The sequence below is a fragment of the Mycobacterium sp. IDUB_39 genome (assembly GCF_055419205.1).
Genome location: NZ_JBVAXF010000008.1, coordinates 1 through 18,979 on the forward strand (window position 1 = coordinate 1; position 18,979 = coordinate 18,979).

The 18,979-nt window shown below is 70.2% G+C and carries 8 protein-coding genes; 3 read left to right on the top strand and 5 right to left on the bottom strand.

What is annotated here, in order from left to right:
• Positions 1-98, bottom strand: a 98-nt coding sequence (locus tag ACZY0X_RS26245; protein WP_463774843.1) for a hypothetical protein, incomplete at its 3' end; no start/stop codon positions are given.
• A 162-nt stretch (positions 99-260) separates the two neighbouring features.
• Here ACZY0X_RS26245 and ACZY0X_RS26250 point away from each other — a divergent pair.
• Both ACZY0X_RS26250 and ACZY0X_RS26255 read left to right on the top strand, forming a co-directional pair.
• Complete coding sequence (locus ACZY0X_RS26250; protein ID WP_463774609.1) at positions 261-1,139, top strand: EamA family transporter; 879 nt, start codon at positions 261-263, stop codon at positions 1,137-1,139.
• A gap of 11 nt (positions 1,140-1,150) precedes the next feature.
• Positions 1,151-2,290 carry an acyl-CoA dehydrogenase family protein gene (locus ACZY0X_RS26255; RefSeq protein WP_463774610.1) on the top strand — a complete coding sequence of 380 codons (1,140 nt, stop codon included), beginning with the start codon at positions 1,151-1,153 and terminating at the stop codon, positions 2,288-2,290.
• A 6-nt stretch (positions 2,291-2,296) separates the two neighbouring features.
• Here ACZY0X_RS26255 and ACZY0X_RS26260 read toward each other — a convergent pair whose 3' ends face one another.
• From ACZY0X_RS26260 to ACZY0X_RS26275, 4 genes are all read right to left on the bottom strand, one after another.
• A complete protein-coding gene (locus ACZY0X_RS26260; RefSeq protein WP_463774611.1) occupies positions 2,297-2,950 on the bottom strand; it encodes a flavodoxin family protein in 654 nt (217 codons plus the stop codon).
• A gap of 69 nt (positions 2,951-3,019) precedes the next feature.
• Positions 3,020-4,030, bottom strand: coding sequence for a LacI family DNA-binding transcriptional regulator (locus ACZY0X_RS26265; RefSeq protein WP_463774612.1), 1,011 nt, complete (start codon positions 4,028-4,030; stop codon positions 3,020-3,022).
• A 73-nt stretch (positions 4,031-4,103) separates the two neighbouring features.
• Positions 4,104-5,222: a sensor histidine kinase gene (locus ACZY0X_RS26270; RefSeq protein ID WP_463774844.1), complete on the bottom strand. Its 1,119-nt coding sequence runs from the start codon at positions 5,220-5,222 to the stop codon at positions 4,104-4,106.
• 55 nt (positions 5,223-5,277) lie between these two features.
• Complete coding sequence (locus tag ACZY0X_RS26275; RefSeq protein WP_463774613.1) at positions 5,278-5,919, bottom strand: response regulator; 642 nt, start codon at positions 5,917-5,919, stop codon at positions 5,278-5,280.
• A gap of 499 nt (positions 5,920-6,418) precedes the next feature.
• On the opposite strand from ACZY0X_RS26275, the gene ACZY0X_RS26280 reads away from it, so the two are divergent.
• Entirely contained in the window at positions 6,419-18,973 is a 12,555-nt protein-coding gene (locus ACZY0X_RS26280; RefSeq protein ID WP_463774614.1) for a type I polyketide synthase, read from the top strand.
• Positions 18,974-18,979 lie beyond the last annotated feature (6 nt).

Here is an 18,979-nt window from a genome sequence, read left to right on the forward strand (position 1 = left end):
CCCACGAGGGATGACACCGCCTTGGGCACCAACGCCACCCGACGCTCATCAGGCCCCGACTCGGCGACCACACCCACAGTCGTCTTCTTCTCAGTCATGTCTACTTCCCCCGCCGGATCACCCGCGGTTTGCTCTGAACTCAGACACCCTAACCGGTACCGCCAGTCACGTAGGACCTAGACGAAACCGCATCGATACAGTTGTGCACTGCGCCCAGGACCTTGGAGTTGCACGCCCAAGAACTAGGAGTTGCAACCGTCGTGACGACAGTCGGGCACCGCATTCCACCCTGGTCGGTGCCGATGTTCTTCATCGTCGGCGCGGTGTCGCAGTACGTCGGGGCGGCCGTTGGCGTGTTCCTGTTCGAAACCACCGATCCCGCGGCCGTGGCGTGGTTGCGCGCGGCCGCCGCTGCAGTCGCACTAGTCGTGTGGCGACGGCCGTGGCGAATGACTTGGACCCGTCGTTCGGTCGCGGCCGCAGCCGCGTTCGGCGTTGTCACTGTGGCCATGAACGTCGCGTTCTTCGAGGCGATCGCCCGCATTCCGCTCGGTACCGCGGTGGCGATCGAATTTCTGGGCCCGGTGGCCGTCGCCACGCTGGGGTCACGACGACCCCGTGATCTGCTGGCCGTCGTCGCGATTGGGGCCGGTATCGCGCTGCTCACGGGCGTGCAGGCGGAGGTCGAGCTGGCGGGCGTGGGCTTTGCGCTCATCGCCGCCGCACTGTGGGCGGGCTACATAGTTCTGGGCAAGCGGGTCGCGGACACAGGCAGCGGCCTCGACTTGCTCGCCGTCGGGATGGCGGTGGCTGCCGTTGTCCTGGCCCCTGCGCTCCTGGTCAGGCAGGTCGTCGAGGATGCGTCGGTATTCGCCGACAGCCGTATCTGGCTGCTGGGTATCGCGGTCGGCGTGCTGTCCACAGCGGTGCCGTACGCGCTCGATCAGGTGGTGCTGACCGAGATTGGTCGCGCGAAGTTCGCCCTGTTGCTCGCACTGCTCCCTGCCACGGCGGCTGTCGTCGGCGCGGTGATGCTCGGGCAGCGGCCGACCCTCGCCGAGACCGCGGGCATCGCTCTGGTGGTGGCCGCCCTGGCGATCAGCGCGCGCGGCGATACAGTTGGGCCGCCCGAAAACTAGGAGATGCAACTATGTCCGTGGATCGGATTCTGCCGACAGACGAGGCCGCCGACCTGATCGCGCTGACCCGCGAGGTCGCCGACAAGGTCCTCGATCCGATCGTCGATGAGCACGAGCGCACCGAGCGCTACCCCGAAGGCGTGTTCGCGCAGCTCGGCGCCGCGGGCCTGCTGAGCCTGCCGCAGCCCGAGGAGTGGGGCGGCGCAGGCCAGCCGTTCGAGGTCTACCTGCAGGTCCTCGAGGAGATCGCCGCACGGTGGGCCGCGGTGGCCGTGGCGGTCAGCGTGCACAGCCTGTCATCGCACCCGCTGCTGATGTTCGGCACCGACGAGCAGAGGCAGCGCTGGCTGCCGGGCATGCTGTCGGGCGCGCAGATCGGCGCGTACAGCCTGTCCGAACCGCAGGCCGGGTCCGATGCCGCCGCGCTGCGGTGCGCCGCCACACCCGATGACGGCGGCTACGTGCTCAACGGCTCGAAGTCGTGGATCACCCACGGTGGGGTCGCCGACTTCTACACGCTCTTCGCGCGGACAGGCGAAGGTAGCAAGGGCATTTCGTGCTTCCTGGTGCCAGGCGATCTCGAGGGCCTGAGCTTCGGCAAGCCCGAGGAGAAGATGGGCCTGTCCGCGGTCCCGACCACGTCGGCGTTCTACGACAACGCGCACCTCGACGCGGACCGTCGCATCGGCGCCGAGGGCCAGGGACTGCAGATCGCGTTCAGCGCACTGGACTCCGGGCGGCTGGGCATCGCCGCGGTCGCGGTGGGCATCGCGCAGGCCGCGCTCGATGACGCCACCCGCTACGCGAATGAGCGAACGACGTTCGGCCGCAAGATCATCGACCACCAGGGCCTGGGCTTCCTGCTGGCCGATATGGCGGCGGCGGTGGTCAGTGCCCGCGCCACCTACCTCGACGCAGCCCGACGTCGGGACGCCGGCCTGCCGTACTCCACGCAGGCCAGCGTCGCCAAGCTGGTGGCCACCGACGCGGCGATGAAGGTCACCACCGACGCCGTGCAGGTGTTCGGCGGCGCCGGGTACACCCGCGACTACCGCGTCGAGCGCTACATGCGCGAGGCCAAGATCACCCAGATCTTCGAGGGCACCAACCAGATTCAGCGTCTGGTCATCGCGCGCTCGCTGGCCGGCTAGGTCGCGTCAGACGACGGAGGTCTCGGTCCACACCTTGTTCGACCGGACGGTGTCCAGGCGGTAGTCGGTGACCCGGCTGGTGTACAGCCGCCGGCCCAGGTCGAGGGCGGCCGACACCGGATCGGTGGGGTCCTGCCGAATCTCGCCGCGGCTGTTGGCATTTCCAACCACCACGCCGACGAGGTCCTGGTTGAGGTAGCGCGTCAGCTCGCCGAATTGTGCGATAACGCCCGCCGTCGCGCCGAGATAGCTCTCCTCGCAGGAGATCACCACGCCGACCTTCTTGCCCATGATGCCGTCGACCACGCGGTCCTGCTGCGGCGCACTGTTGGCGGTGTAGCAGAACAGCCGGTCGAAGACTGTCTTGAGCCGTCCGGGCATGCCGTAGAAGTACAGCGGCATCGCGAACACGATGCCGTCGGCGGGCAGCATCTTGTCCAGCAGCAGCGACTCGTAACGGTCGTCGAGGCTGCAGCTGCGGTCATCGGGCCGCCGGCACGTCCGACAGTTGCCCAGCATGCGCTCGACGTAGTCACCGAGGAACACGTGCTCGACCTCGTTGCCGGCGGCAACGGTGCCGTCCACAACGGCCTCGGCGAGGACGTGCGAGTTGCCGTCCTCGCGCGGGCTTGCACTCACGACCAACGTCTTCATCGTCATTCTCCTATGCTAAAAGGTTTTTTCAGATCCGGTGCGATGGGCTGGGCTAGTCAATTGATCAGGGATAGGTCAGGCCGTGCGGCGAAGCGTCGACGTTCGGGCCCGCAGTTCGGTCGGCACGATGATGACGCGGTCCTCGGGTTCGTTGCCGTCGATCAGATCGATCAGCAGACCCACCGCTCGCTCTCCGATGGTTCGCGGGTGACAGAACACGCCCGTGACCTCTGGACACGTCAGGTTGAACGTGCTGCTGTCCACACAACTGCACAGCCCGAGATCGGTCGGCACCCGGATACCCAGCTGAGTCGCCCTGTGCAGGACGTCCATGGCGATGTCCTCGGCACCCGCGTAGATCGCGTCGGGCGGATCCTCGGCGTCCAGCAGCTCTCGCAACGCGTCACCCGCCGAGTTGCCCGCTCCAGTCTCGATGATCCGCACCGGGATTCCCCGCTGCTGCGCGAAAACCGTGTACGCGGCCACGACATCACGGGTGTAGGACCGTGCCCGATCGGTGATCATGGCGGCGGGACGCCGAAAGCCCTGCTCCCACAGGTGTTCCAGGGCGCTCGTTGTCGCGGCCTCGTGATCGTTGTCCACGACGTAGGGGTTGTCACGCCGGGTCGCGGTGCGGCCCGCGGTGACCACCGGGTGCGACGACGTCCAGGCCGGATCGAGCAGGCCCTCATCACCGTGCGGGTCGACGATGATCGCGCCGTCCACCGCGAACGCGGTGATCGCGGTGGGCCCAACTCCCGGTGGCGTGAGCACCAGGGCGTAGCCCGCGCGCCCAGCGGCCTCCGATGCGCCGTTGAGCAGTTCAAGGAAGTACTCGGAGTTCGGGATCAGCATGCTCGATCCGCTGTCCGGGTCGAACGGTGCGACCTGGATCGCGAGAGTGCGACTGCGGTTGGTGACCAACTGCTGCGCGTGCACGTTGGCCGCGTAGCCGAGATCGGCGGCGACTTGCATGACGCGCGCGCGGGTGTCCTTGCCGATGCGTCCCTGGTTGCTCAGCACGTGGGACACCGTCGTGAGCGATACGCCGGCCGCCGCGGCCACGTCGCGGATCGTCACCGCCACATCGACCTCCGCTCTGCTAAAACGTTTTTTCTATGATGCGCGACACCCGCCGGAGTGTCAAGCCCTTGGCGAGTCAGGGCTCGGGCGGTGATATCACGGTGACGAGCGTTCCCACACCGGTGCCCGAGTCGATCTCCATCTCCCCACCCATCGCCTCGAAGCGCGCCAGCAGCGACCCCAAGCCGATGTGCCCGGCGGCCACGCTGTCGGTGATGCGCGTCGGATCGAAACCCGTACCGTCATCGGCGATCGTCAGCACCACCCGGTCGCCGCTACGCCGCAGAGTCACCGTCACCGTGGTGGCGTTGGCGTGTTTGTGGATGTTGGTCAGCAGTTCGCGCGCGGCCCGGTGCAGAAGGGTCTGCGACTCCGGCTTACCGACGTCCTCGAGATCGGCGATGACCTCGTAGTCACCGCGGGAGGCGAACTGCCGCAACAGTTCCCGCACGGCGGCCTCCAGGCCCAGCTGGGCCAGCACCTGCGGATGCAGTTGTGTGACGGTGGAGCGCAGGCTGGCCGCGGTCTCCTGCAGGGCGTCGTAGACCACGTCCAGCGCGGGATCCGGGCTGCGTTCCCGGAGCTCGTCGACCTCCATCCGCGCGGCCAGCAGATTCTGCAGCGGCCCATCATGGAGGTGCTCGGCGATCTCACGGTTGTGCCGTTCGTCGGCGGCCATCGCCTCGGCCACCAGCTGGCTGCGCACCTCCTGCAACGCCTGCACCCGCGCCTGTCGGCGGGCCAGGAAGAAGCACAGTGCGGTCACCGCGACCGCCAGCCACAGCAGGAACCCGACCTGGGTGTAGACGATGTCGGGAAAGCCCACGTGATTGTCACGCTTGGAGTAGACGATCCACGCCGTCAGGTAGCCGCCGGCCGCCAAGAGGCCGAGCGCACCGGTCAGCAGTGGGCGGTCCTGGAACGCCACCGAGATCGGCAGCAGAAAGAAGACCGGCAGCAGCGCCGCCGTCGCGCCGCCGGAGACGACGCACAGCACGACGATCACCAAGACGTCGATGGTGGTGGACGCCCAGTCCGCCCATCGCGGCACCGGACCGCGAAGCACGATGGCAACCCAGGTGACCGCCGCGGCGGCATAGACCCCGAGCACGACGGCGTAGACGCCGGGAAGCCAGGAGTCGACCTCCCAGATCCAGACCACCAGCGCGATGAGCGCTATCAGCGGCAGACGCATGAACGCCGTGACGCGCACGGGCTCCGCGGCGAAGTAGGTGAGGATCCGGGTCACGCTATTCCAGCAGCCCGCGGCGCATCGCCTCCGCGACAGCGGCCGCACGGTCGCCGACGCCCAACTTCTCATACAGCCGCTGCACGTGGGTCTTCACCGTCGACGGCGCGAGGAACAGTTCCTTTGCCATGGCCGGGATGCTGCCCCCGGCGGCGATGAGCTTGAGCACCTCGCGCTCGCGGGGGCTCAGCGTGGGCGCATCCGACTTGCCCTGCTTGCGGATCTCCCCGGCCAGCCCCGCGGCCAGGCTCGGGGCGACGACATCGCGGCCCTTCGCGCACTCGAGCACACCGTTGACGAGTTCGGCGCGGCTCGACTCCTTGGGCAGGAATCCGGCGGCGCCCGCCTGCAGCGCGTTGTAGACGATCGCCGCCTCGTCGTGCGCCGAGATCAGCAGGACCCGAGTGGGCAGTTCGTCGCGCACGACGGCCGCAGCGACTTGGGCGCCGTCGAGTCCGGGCATCCGGTAGTCGAGCAGGGCGACCTGGGGTGCGTGCTCCCGGATCGCCTCGAGTGCCGAGATCCCGTCCTCGGCCTCGGCCACCACCTCGATATATCCGCTGTTGTTGAGGGCGCGCACCACGCCGTCTCGGAACATCGGATGGTCGTCTCCTACGACGACGCGCACCTTCTCATCGGCCACCCGCCAAGCGTGTCACAACACGTCCGCGACCTCGCCCGATTCGGTTCCGACGCGAACGCCGTGGCGAACGCGCACGAGCGACGGGAGTTAATGGATTCGTTAGAAGTTCCGGCCGTCCGTCGACCCCGCGGCGGCGTCCCCGCCGATCAGGCCGTTCCCGCGTCACCGCTGGTAGGGGCCGTTCCATGCGCCCCGGCGGCGGCGGCGGTACAGGGCAGGACGGCGCACTGGAAGGGCAGTGTGTCGGCTATCGTCACCCATGCGCGACACACGGGTCATTTCGCCAGTAGATTTGCGGCGATGACCCGGTACGCAATGCGATTGGGTCGGGGGCAAAGTCCGCGCCGGGACAGCGACGTCCTGGGGCGGATTTCGAGCGCGGGTGCGCCGCACGTGGTCGACCACGGTGGCGCGCCCGCCAAGGCATCCGAACCGGGCTCAGTACCGAATACCTCAGCGTCGCCGCCCGGCGCGACGGTCTGACAGAGGACGACACCGAATGGTCAACCAACTCGAACACGCGACAGAGGCGCTGCGAAAGGCCCTCGTCCAGGTCGAACGGCTCAAGAACCAGAACCGTGCGCTGCTGGAGCGCTCGGGTGAGCCGATCGCGATCGTCGGAATGTCGTGCCGGTTCCCGGGTGGGGTCTCGACCCCCGAGGACCTCTGGGACATGGTGGCCCAGGGCCGCGATGTGGTGTCAGATCTCCCGGACGACCGCGGCTGGGACGCCGCCGGACTCTATGACCCCGACCCTGATGCACCGGGCAAGTCGTACGCGCGCACGGGCGGCTTCGTCGAGGACGTCGCCGACTTCGATGCGAGCTTCTTCGGGATCGCGACGAGCGAGGCGCTCGCGATGGATCCCCAACAGCGCATGCTGCTCGAGTTGTCCTGGGAGGCCCTCGAGCGCGCCGGTGTTGATCCGACATCGCTGCGCGGCAGCTCGACGGGCGTGTTCGCCGGGGTGATCGCCGGCGGGTACGGCATGTCCGACGACGCCATCGAGGGTTACCGGCTGACCGGCATGACCTCAAGCGTGACGTCGGGCCGGGTCGCCTACGTGCTCGGTCTCGAGGGTCCGGCCGTGTCGGTCGACACCGCCTGCTCGTCGTCGCTGGTGGCGTTGCACATGGCCATGCAGGCGCTGCGCCTCGGCGAGTGCGACCTGGCCCTGGCCGGTGGCGTGACGGTCAACGCGACACCGACCATCTTCGTGGAGTTCAGCCGCCACCGCGGCCTGGCACCCGATGGCCGCTGCAAGCCCTACGCCAACGCGGCCGACGGCGTCGGCTGGGCCGAGGGCGGCGGCGTGCTGGTGGTCGAGCGCCTGTCCGACGCGGTGCGCAACGGGCACCACGTGCTGGCCGTGGTCCGCGGGTCGGCGGTCAACCAGGATGGTGCGTCGAACGGGCTGACGGCGCCCAACGGGCCGTCGCAGCAGCGCGTGGTGCGCGCCGCGCTGGCCAACGCGGGGTTGACCTCCACCCAGGTCGACGTCGTCGAGGGCCACGGCACGGGAACCCCACTGGGCGATCCGATTGAGGCGCAGGCACTGCTGGCGACCTACGGCCAGGACCGGTCGCAGCCGCTGTGGCTGGGCTCGATCAAGTCGAACATGGGTCACACGCAGGCCGCGGCCGGTGTCGCGGGCGTGATCAAGATGATCATGGCGATGCGCCACGAGGTGCTGCCCAAGTCGCTGCACGTCGACGAGCCGAGCCCACACGTGGACTGGACCGCGGGCGCCGTCGAGCTGTTGGCGCAGGCCCAGCCGTGGCCCGCCGGAGAGACACCGCGCCGGGCCGGCATCTCGTCGTTCGGCATCAGCGGTACCAACGCGCACGTCATCGTCGAACAGGCTCCGACACCGGAGGCCAAGCCGGCCACCGAGACCGCCCCCACCCCGCTCCTGCCGTGGGTGCTGACGGCCAAGTCACCGGCGTCGCTCGCCGCGCAGGCCGGTCGGCTGTCCAGGTATCTCGAGCAGCACGAGGGGGCCGGCGACCGCGACGTCGCCTGGACACTGGCGGGCCGGGCGGCCTTCGACCACCGCGCCGTCGTGCTGGGTGCCGACCGCGCCGAACTGCTCGCGGGGCTGGCCGAACTGGCCGCCGACGACGAGGCAGGGAGCAGGGCGGTCCGCGGGCATGCCACGCCGGTGAGCAAGACGGCCTTCGTGTTCCCCGGGCAGGGCAGCCAGTGGATCGGCATGGGCGTCGAACTGCTCACCAGCTCAACCGTTTTCGCCGACGAGATCGCGGCGTGCGATGAGGCGCTGTCGGAGTTCGTGGACTGGTCATTGCTCGACGTGCTGCGCGGCGCTGCGGGTGCCCCCACTGTGGACCGCGTCGACGTAGTGCAGCCCGTGCTGTTCGCGGTCATGGTGTCACTGGCCCGGCTGTGGAAGTCGATCGGCGTTGTCCCCGACGCGGTGATCGGCCACTCGCAGGGTGAGATCGCCGCCGCTCACGTCGCGGGCGCCCTGTCGCTGCGCGATGCCGCACGCGTGGTCGCGCTGCGCAGCAAGCTGCTGACCGCGCTGTCCGGTGACGCGGGCATGGTGTCGCTGGCGTGCAGCGCCGAGCGGGCGCGCGAACTGCTGCTGGGCCTCGGCGACCGCGTCGGCATCGCGGTGGTCAACGGTCGCTCGGCCGTGGTGGTGTCCGGCGAGGGCGCCGCACTCGACGATCTGGTGCGCCAGTGCGAGGCGCTGGAGATCCGCGCCCGCCGCATCGACGTCGACTACGCGTCACACTCCCCCGCCGTGGAGGCGATCCGCGACCAGCTGGTCGAGGCGCTCGCCGGTATCGAACCGCGCTCCACCCGAACCACTTTCATCTCGACCGTGACCGGCGAGTCGATGGACACCGCGGGCCTTGACCCGCAGTACTGGTACCGCAACCTGCGCCAGACCGTCGAGTTCGACAAGGCCGTCCGGACGGCGTGCAAGCACGGCTACCGGGCCTTCATCGAGGCCAGCCCGCATCCCGCGCTGATCGCAGGCATCGAGGACACCGTCTCCGACTGCGCCGACGCCCCGGGCGACCCGATCGTCGTACCGACCCTGGGCCGCGACGACGGCGGCCTGGACCGCTTCATGACATCGGCAGCTCAGGCCTATGTCGCCGGTGTCCCGGTGGCGTGGCGCGAGGTGTGCCCCGGCGGCGATCTGCTCGACCTACCGACCTACGCGTTCGACCGGCGCCGCTTCTGGTTGTCCGGCGGCGCAGGCGGTTCCGGCGACGCGAGCGGTTTCGGACTGGCGGGCTCCGGCCACGCGCTGCTGAACGCCGTCGTCGAGGTGCCCGACTCGGGTCAGGTCATGATGACGGGCCGGCTCGCCGCGTCGTCGCAGGGCTGGCTCTCGGATCACGCGGTCGGCGGCACGGTGCTGTTCCCGGGCGCTGGCTTCGTCGAACTCGTCATCCGCGCGGGTGACGAGGTCGGCTGCCCCGCCATCGAGGAACTGACGCTGCAGGCGCCACTGGTGGTGCCGACGTCGGGTGTGCCGCTGCGCGTGGTGGTCGGACCGGCGCAGGAGTCGGGAACCCGTACGGCGGGCAGGAGCGAAGCGACCGGGGAATCGCGTACCGTGTCGGTGTTCTCGCGCCACGACGACGACGTCGCGGACTGGGTCCTCAACGCCGAGGCCATCGTGGGTTCGGAGGCCGGCACCCCCGGCGCCGACCTGTCGGCGTGGCCGCCCGCCGGCGCCGTGCCGGTCGATGTGTCCGACGCCTACGGCATGCTCGCCGAGCGCGGCTATGAGTACGGCCCCGCCTTCCGCGGGCTGACCGCCATGTGGCGGCGAGGTGCCGAGATCTTCGCTGAGGTCGCGCTGCCGCAGGACGTGGCCGCCGGTGACTACGGCGTGCACCCCGCGCTGCTCGACTCGGCGCTGCACGCCGTGGCGCTCGCCGCCGAGGATCACTCTCTGGCACTGCCCTTCTCGTGGGAACAGGTCACCCTGCACGCCGCGGGCGCATCGTCGGTTCGAGTGCGCATCATCCCGACCGGCACCCACTCGGTGTCGATCGAACTGGCCGACGGTCTCGGCCTGCCGGTGCTGTCGGTCGGGTCGATGACGGCGCGGCCGGTGAGCGCCGATCAGATCGCCTCGGCCATGGCGAGCAGCCGCGCCGACGGTGAGCTCTTCGAGGTGGACTGGTCACCGGTCAAGGCGCCCGCGACCGTGCCGTCGCTGCCCGACGGTGTCGTCACGTTCGAGTCAACCCCGGCGGCAAGCGATTCCGCGGATCTGCCCAGCGCAGTCCGGGACGCGACGGTGGCCGCGCTGACCCGCATCCAGTCCTTCCTCGCCGAGGCCTCGGCGCACGCGAGGAGCAATCAGGAATCGGGCGTGCTCGTCGTGCTCACCCGTGGCGCCGTGGCACCACTGCCCGGCGCCGACGTCACCGACCTGGCCGGCGCCGCAGTGTGGGGCCTGGTCCGCGCGGCGCAGACCGAGAACCCCGGCCGCATCGTCCTGGCCGATGTGACAGGCGAGTTCGACCTCGCCGCGCTGCTCTCAGTCGGCGAACCCCAGATCGTGCTGCGAGACGGCGTGATGTACGCCCCGCGCGTCACCCGCAGCCGCGGCACCGACGGTGTTCTCACCCCGCCCGACACCGGCAAGCCATGGCGCCTCGGCGTGACAACGGCTGGCACGTTCGAGGACCTCGCGCTGCTCGAGGTGCCGAACTCCGACGCACCACTGCCCCCCGGGCACATCCGGGTCGAGATGCGCGCCGTCGCCGCGAACTTCCGCGACGTCATGATCACGCTCGGCATGTTCACCCACGACGCGCTGATCGGCAGCGAGGGCTCCGGCATCGTCACCGAGATCGGCCCCGACGTCACGGGATTCGAGATCGGCCAGCGGGTCATGGGCCTGTTCCCCGAGGGCACCGGCACGCTGGTGGCCGCCGACGCCCGCCTGGTCGCGCCCATCCCCACCGGGTGGACCGACGCGGAGGCCGCCGCCGCACTGGTGGTGTTCACCACCGCCTACTACGGCCTCAAGGAGCTGGCCGACGTCGCACCCGGGCAGTCGATCCTCATCCACGCCGCCACCGGTGGCGTCGGCCTCGCCGCTGTCCAGTTGGCCCGCCACTGGGGTATGGAGGTGTTCACCACCGCCAGCCAGCCCAAGTGGGACACGTTGCGCGCCATGGGCTTCGATGACGACCACATCGGGGACTCCCGCACGCTGGACTTCGAGCAGAAGTTCCTCGACGTCACCGGCGGTCGCGGCTTCGACGTGGTGCTCGACTCGCTCGCGGGCGACTTCGTCGACGCGTCGCTGCGCCTGCTCCCCCGCGGTGGGGTGTTCCTCGAGATGGGCAAGACCGACATCCGCGACGCCGACACCGTCGCCGCGGCACACCCGGGCGTGCGCTACCGCGCGTTCGACCTCTTCGAGCCCGGCCGGCCGCGCATGCACGACTACATCGTCGAGCTGTCGGCCATGTTCGAGGCGGGCATCCTCACCCCGCTGCCCGTCACCACCTTCGATGTCCGGCGCGGACCCGCGGCGCTGCGGCACCTGAGCCAGGCCCGCCACATCGGCAAGATCGTCATGACGATGCCCGGCGCGTGGACGTCCGGCACCGTGCTGATCACCGGCGGCACCGGCATGGCTGGCGCCGCCATCGCGCGGCACGTCGTGACCAGGCACGGGGCGCGCCACCTACTGCTGGTGTCACGCCGCGGACTCGACGCCCCCGGTGCCCCCGACCTCGTCGCCGAGCTCACCGCGGCAGGCGCCGATGTGCGTGTGGTCGCGGCCGACGCCGCCGACCGGGCCCAGCTACGGGCCGTGCTGGACAGCGTCGACGTGCCGCTGTCGGCCGTCGTGCACGCCACCGGTGTGCTCGACGACGCCGTCATCGGCTCGCTGACGCCCGAGCGCGTCGCGCCGGTGCTGCGCGCCAAGGTCGACGCTGCCTGGAACCTGCACGAACTCACTCGTGGCGCCAATCTTGGTGCCTTCGTGCTGTTCTCGTCGATGGCCGGTGTTGTCGGCTCGGCAGGCCAGGCCAACTACTGCGCGGCGAACACGTTCGTCGACGGCCTCGCCACGCACCGGCGCGCACACGGCCTGCCCGCGACGTCGCTGGCATGGGGCCTGTGGGATCAGGCGAGCGCCATGACCGGTCACCTCGCCGACGCCGACCTGTCCCGGCTCGGCCGCGACGGTATCCTCGCGATGTCGAGCGATGACGCGATGGCACTGTTCGACAGCGCACTCGTCGTGGGTGAGGCACTGCTGGCCCCGGCGCGAATCGACCGCAGCGCACTGCGCACCCGTTCCGCACAGGGCGTCCTACCGCCGATGTTCAGCCAGTTGGCCAGCGCGCCCTCACGGCGACGCGTCGACGACTCGCTGGTCGCCGCGAAGTCGAAGTCCGCTCTCGCACAACGCCTGCAGGGCCTCTCGGAGCCCGCGCAGCAGGCGCTGATCCTGGACCTGCTGCGATCGCACATGTCGACGGTGCTCGGCACCACGGACCCGGACTCGATCGCCGCGGAGCTGGCGTTCTCCGATCACGGTTTCGACTCGCTGACGGCCGTCGAGCTGCGTAACCGGCTCAAGACCGCGACCGGACTTGCACTGTCACCGACACTGATATTCGACTACCCCACGCCGGAGGCGCTGGCGGGCTACATCCGCACCGAGCTCGCGGGCGACACCCCGGCTCAGGAAGCACGCCAGACCTCGTCGGCGGTGTCGGTTATCGACGAGCCGATCGCCATCGTCGGGATGTCCTGCCGCTACCCCGGTGGCGTCGACTCCCCGGAGGCGCTGTGGGACATGGTCGCCGATGGTCGGGACGTCCTCACCGACTTCCCGACCGACCGCGGCTGGGACCTCGCCGGGCTGTTCAACGCTGACCCGGACGCCCCCGGCAAGTCATACGCGAGCACGGGCGGCTTCGTCGACGACGTGGCGGGTTTCGACCCGGCGTTCTTCGGGGTGTCTCCCAGCGAGGCGCTGGCGATGGACCCGCAGCAGCGGCTGTTCCTCGAGCTGTCGTGGGAGGCGCTGGAACGCGGCGGTTTCGACCCGGCGTCGTTGCGCGGCAGCGCCACCGGCGTCTTCGCGGGCATCATCGCGCAGGGCTACGGGATGGGCGCCGACGGTGTCGAGGGGTTCCGGCTGACCGGCCAGGCCGCCAGCATCGCCTCGGGCCGCGTCTCCTACGTGCTCGGCCTCGAGGGCCCGGCGGTGTCCGTGGACACCGCGTGCTCGTCGTCGTTGGTTGCCCTGCACATGGCAACGCAGTCCCTGCGCCTCGGTGAGTGCGACCTCGCGCTGGCTGGCGGTGTCACCGTCAACGCGACGCCCGATATCTTCGTCGAGTTCAGCAGGCAGCGCGGGCTGTCCGCCGACGGCCGCTGCAAGGCCTTCGCCGGCGCGGCGGACGGCACGGGCTTCGCCGACGGCGGTGGCGTGCTGGTGGTCGAGAGGCTCTCGGACGCACAGCGTCTCGGCCACCCGGTGCTCGCCGTGGTCCGTGGGTCCGCGGTCAACCAGGACGGCGCGTCGAACGGTTTGACCGCCCCCAACGGTCCGTCACAGCAGCGCGTGGTGCGTGCCGCGCTCGCCAACGCGGGTCTCGCGCCGAGCGATGTCGACGCCGTCGAGGCGCATGGCACCGGCACCACGCTCGGCGACCCGATCGAGGCACAGGCGCTGCTCGCGACCTACGGCCAGAATCGGTCGGAGCCGCTGTGGCTGGGCTCGATCAAGTCCAACATGGGCCACAGCCAGGCCGGTGCCGGCGTGGCAGGCGTCATCAAGGTGATCGAATCACTGCGCCACGACACGCTTCCCGCGACGCTGCACGTCGATGAGCCCAGCCCGCACGTGGACTGGTCGATGGGCTCCATCTCGCTGCTCACCGAGGCCAGGCCGTGGCAGGCCAAGCAGGCCAACGGACACGTCCGGCGGGCGGGCGTCTCGTCGTTCGGCATCAGCGGCACCAACGCACACGTGATCATCGAGGAGGCGCCGCCAGTCGACGCGCCGGCCGGGCCTGTCGGCTCCTCGCGCGAGCGCTCGTCGGTCGTCACCGAGCATCCCCCCGTGACACCGTGGACGCTGTCGGCGAAGTCGCCCGAGGCGTTGACGAGTCAGGCCGGGCGCATCGCCGATCACGTCGAGGCCCGCCCGGATCTGGACGTCCTCGACATCGGCTGGACGCTGGGCGGGCGCAGTGCGTTCGCGCATCGCGCCGTGGTGCTCGGCGCCGACCGCGACGATCTGCTGCGCGGCCTGCGCTCGCTGGCCGCCGACGAGTTCGCCGATGACGTGGTCCGGGGCCGCACCGGCGGCGGCAAGACGGCCTTCGTGTTCCCGGGGCAGGGCTCGCAGGCGCTCGGCATGGGACGCGAGCTGCACGCCGGCTACCCAGTGTTCGCCGACGCATTCGACGCGTGCGCCCGCGAACTGGACCGCCACCTTCTGCGCCCGGTGCGCGACGTGATGTGGGGTGCCAACGACGCGCTGCTCGACAGCACCGAGTTTGCCCAGCCTGCGCTGTTCACTGTCGAGGTCGCGCTGTTCCGGCTGCTCGAATCCTGGGGTGTGCGACCGGACTACCTGATCGGCCACTCCATCGGCGAGCTGTCGGCGGCGCATGTGGCGGGTGTCCTGTCGCTGGAGAATGCCGCGGCGCTGGTGGTCGCCCGGGGCAGGCTCATGCAGCGCCTACCCGAGGGCGGCGCGATGGTCGCCGTCAACGCAACCGAGGACGAGGTCGCGCCGCTGCTGCGCGATGGCGTCTCGATTGCCGCCGTCAACGCACCCAATTCGGTCGTGATCTCGGGTCCGCAGGACGCGGTGCTCGCGATCGCCGAAACCCTGCGCGAGCAGGGCCGCCGCACGCATCAGCTCGCGGTGTCGCACGCGTTCCACTCGTCGCTCATGGAGCCGATGCTGCTGGAGTTCAACACGCTGGCCAGCGGTATGTCCGTTGCGGCGCCCGGCATTCCGGTCATCTCCAACCTCACCGGTGATGTCGCGGGATCCGACTTCGGCACGTCGGCCTACTGGCAGCGCCACATCCGCGAGGCGGTCCGCTTCGCCGACGGCGTGCGGGCACTGGCCGCTGTGGGCGTGACGCGCTTCCTCGAACTCGGACCGGCCAGCGGATTGACGGCGTCGATCACGCAGACCCTTGCCGATGTCGACGCCGCCGCCGAACCCGTCGCGACGTCGGTGCTGCGCAAGGATCGGCCGGAGCCCTCGACGCTGCTGACGGCACTCGCCGAGATCAACGTCGCCGGTGGCGATGTCGCCTGGCGCGGTGTCTGCACCGGCGGCCGACTGGTCGACCTGCCCACCTACGCCTTCCAGCGCCGCCGGTTCTGGCTGTCGGGTCGTGGCGCGGGCGCCACCGACGCCGTGGGTCTTGGCCTCGGCGGCACCGAGCACGCGCTGCTCGGCGCGGTGGTCGAGATGCCGGAGACGGGTGGCGTGACACTGACCGGCCGGCTGGCTGTCTCGACTCAGTCGTGGCTCGCCGACCACGCCGTCGGCGGAGTGGTGCTGTTCCCCGGCGCCGGGTTCGTCGAGCTGGCGATCCGCGCGGGCGATGAGGTCGGCTGCAATGTCGTCGACGAGCTGATGCTGCACGCGCCCTTGGTGCTTCCCCCCGAGGGTGTGTCCGTGCAGGTGGTCGTGAGCCCGGCCGACGCCGGTGGTGCACACGTGGTGTCGATCTTCTCGAGGCCCGATGGTCACGGCGCCCCGTGGACGCTGCACGCCGAGGGTGAACTCGGCGTGGAGGCATCCGCGCCTGGTGCCGAGCTGACGGTGTGGCCGCCGGTCGGCGCACGTGAGGTCGACGTCGCCGATGCGTATGCGGTGCTGTCGGAGCGCGGCTACCAGTACGGTCCGGCGTTCCAGAACCTCACCGCGATGTGGCGTCGCGGCGAGGAGATCTTCGCCGAGGTCAAGCTCGGGCAGGACGTGTCGGTCGCCGGGCTCGGCGTGCACCCGGCCCTGCTCGACGGCGCGCTGCACGCGGTGATCCTCGGCATGGACTCCGACGAGCTGGCCCTGCCGTTCTCCTGGCAGAAGGTGTCGCTGCACGCCGCGGGGGCATCGGCAGTCCGGGCCAGGATCGCGCCGAACGGCCCGAGCTCGATGTCGATCGACCTCGCTGACGGACTGGGTCTGCCGGTGCTGTCGGTGCAGTCGATGGTGGCCCGACCGGTGACGGCCGCGCAGTTGGCGGCAGCCGTCGGCGGCACGTCCGGTGGCGAGCTGTTCGAGGTGGCCTGGACTCCGCTGGTCCCTGATCCCGCGGCGCCGTCCGACGTCGAGATCCCGTTCCACGAACTACGCTCGGCGCCAACAGATTCCGGCGTGCAGGAGGTGTACGCCACCACGCACGAGGCGCTGGCCCGCATGCAGTCGTGGCTGACCGAGCCGGGATCGGCCACGCTGGTCGTCGTCACCCGCGGCGCCGTTGCACTGCCTGGCGAGGATCTGCGTGATCTCGGCGGTGCCGCCGCGTGGGGTCTGATCCGGGCCGCGCAGACCGAGCATCCCGGCCGCGTGGTGCTGCTGGACACCGATGACTCCCTGCCGCTGGAACAGGACCTGCTGACGGCCGTCGTGGGCGCCGCCGAACCGCAGGTCGTGCTCCGCAAGGGCGTACTGCATCACGCCCGCGTGCTGCCGAGCCGCGCCGCCGACGCGGTGCTCACTCCACCGGCCGACGGTGCGCCATGGCGGTTGGCTGTCAACAAGTCGAGCACCTCGGGAACATTTGAAGACCTGGTGCTCGAGCCGATCCCCGACGCTGACGCCCCGCTCGAGCCCGGTCGCATCAGGGTGGCGATCCGTGCGATCGCGGCCAACTTCCGCGACGTGATGATCACGCTCGGGCTCTACCCAGGTGACGCGGTGATGGGCATCGAGGCCACCGGTGTGGTCACCGAGATCGGTGCTGGCGTCACAACTGTCGCCGTCGGCGACCGGGTGATGGGCCTCTTCCCCGAGGGCACCGGCACCATGGCGACCACCGATGCACGTGTGGTGCTCCCGGTGCCCGCCGACTGGCGCGACGCCCAGGCGGCCGGTTTCACCGTCGGCTTCGCCACGGCCTACTTCGCGCTGCGTCAGATCGCCGACGTGGCGCCCGGCCAGTCGGTGCTCATCCATGCCGCGACCGGCGGTGTCGGCATGGCGGCGGTGCAGCTGGCTCGGCACTGGGGCCTTGAGGTGTTCGCCACCGCCAGCCAACCCAAGTGGGACACGTTGCGGGCCATGGGCTTCGATGATGACCACATCGGTGACTCCCGCACGCTGGAGTTCGAGCAGAAGTTCCTGGCCGTCACCGGCGGTCGCGGCGTGGATGTCGTGCTGGACTCGCTGGCCGGGGACTTCGTCGACGCCTCGCTGCGCCTGCTGCCGCGTGGTGGTGCGTTCCTGGAGATGGGCAAGACCGATATACGCGACGCGAACACCGTCGCCGCGGCCCATCCCGGTGTGCGCTACCGCGCCTTCGACCTGTTCGAGGCCGGCGCCGACGGTGTCGCGTCGATCCTGTCCGGTGTCGCGTCGCTGAGCGGAGGCGGTGTGCTCAAGCCGCTGCCGGTCAGCACGTGGGATGTCAGGCGGGCCCCCGCGGCGCTGCGGCATCTCAGCCAGGCCCGCCACATCGGCAAGGTCGTGATGACGATGCCCGAGGCGTGGACGTCGGGCACGGTGCTGATCACCGGCGGCACCGGCATGGCCGGTGCATCCGTCGCGCGTCACATCGTCGCCAATCACGGTGCGCGCGATCTGCTTCTGGTGTCGCGACGTGGCCCCGACGCTCCTGGCTCGGCCGAGTTGGTCGCCGAACTCACCGAGGCCGGCGCCAACGTGGCGGTGGTCGCCGCCGACGTCGCCGACCGCGACGCGCTGGCCAAGGTGCTCGCGGGCATCGACCATCCACGACCGCTGTCGGCGGTGTTCCACACCGCGGGTGTCATCGACGACGCCGTGGTGACGTCGCTGACGCCCGACCGCGTCGACACCGTGCTGCGTGCCAAGGTCGACGCCGCCGACAACCTGCACGAGCTGACCCGCGACCTCGACGTCTCGGCGTTCGTCCTGTTCTCGTCGATGGCCGGACTGGTCGGTGGGTCAGGTCAGGCCAACTACTCGGCGGCCAACGCCTACCTGGACGCACTGGCCTGGCAGCGCCGCGCCGACGGCCTGCCCGGCATGTCGCTGGCATGGGGTCTGTGGGAGCAAGCCAGTGGGATGACGGGTCACCTGCAGACCGCGGACCTGGCCAGGCTCAACCGCGACGGCATCCTCGCGTTGCCGTTGGACGAGGCGCTGAGCCTGCTCGACAAGGCGCTGGTGGTCGACGAGCCGTTCCTGGTACCGGCCCGCATCGATCGCGGTGCGCTGCGCACCAAGTCGTCGGCGGGCACGCTGCCACCGATGTTCAACGAGCTGATCTCCGGCCCGGCGCGGCGCCAGGTGGGTGACTCACTGGCGGCGGCGCAGTCGCGCTCAGCGCTGACGGCGCGACTGTCGGGCCTGCCCGTCGACGAGCAGCAGATGGTGCTGCTGGATCTGGTGCGCTCGCACATGGCGACGGTGCTCGGCCTGCCCTCCCCCGACGCGATCGGTGCCGACCTGGCGTTCTCCGATCACGGCTTCGACTCGCTGACGGCGGTGGAGCTGCGCAACCGGCTCAAGGCCGCGACCGGCCTGACGCTGTCGCCGACACTGATATTCGACTATCCCAATCCGTCGGCGCTGGCCGAGTACTTCCGCACGCAGCTCGGCGGCGAGGAGGCCTCGGGGCCCGCCCCCAGCGCCGTCGAGGAGGAGCTGCGCAGGGTGGTCGCATCGATCCCGATCAAGCGGCTCCGCCAGGCTGGCGTGCTCGACATGCTGCTGAACCTGGCCGGGGAGACCGGCTCGGGCAGTCCGGCCGTCGGCGGTGCCGAGGACACCGCCGAGCCCCGCACCCAGGACATCGCGGACATGGATCTGCAGGAGCTGCTGGCAGCGTTCCAGGACGATGACGACTAGGCCGCG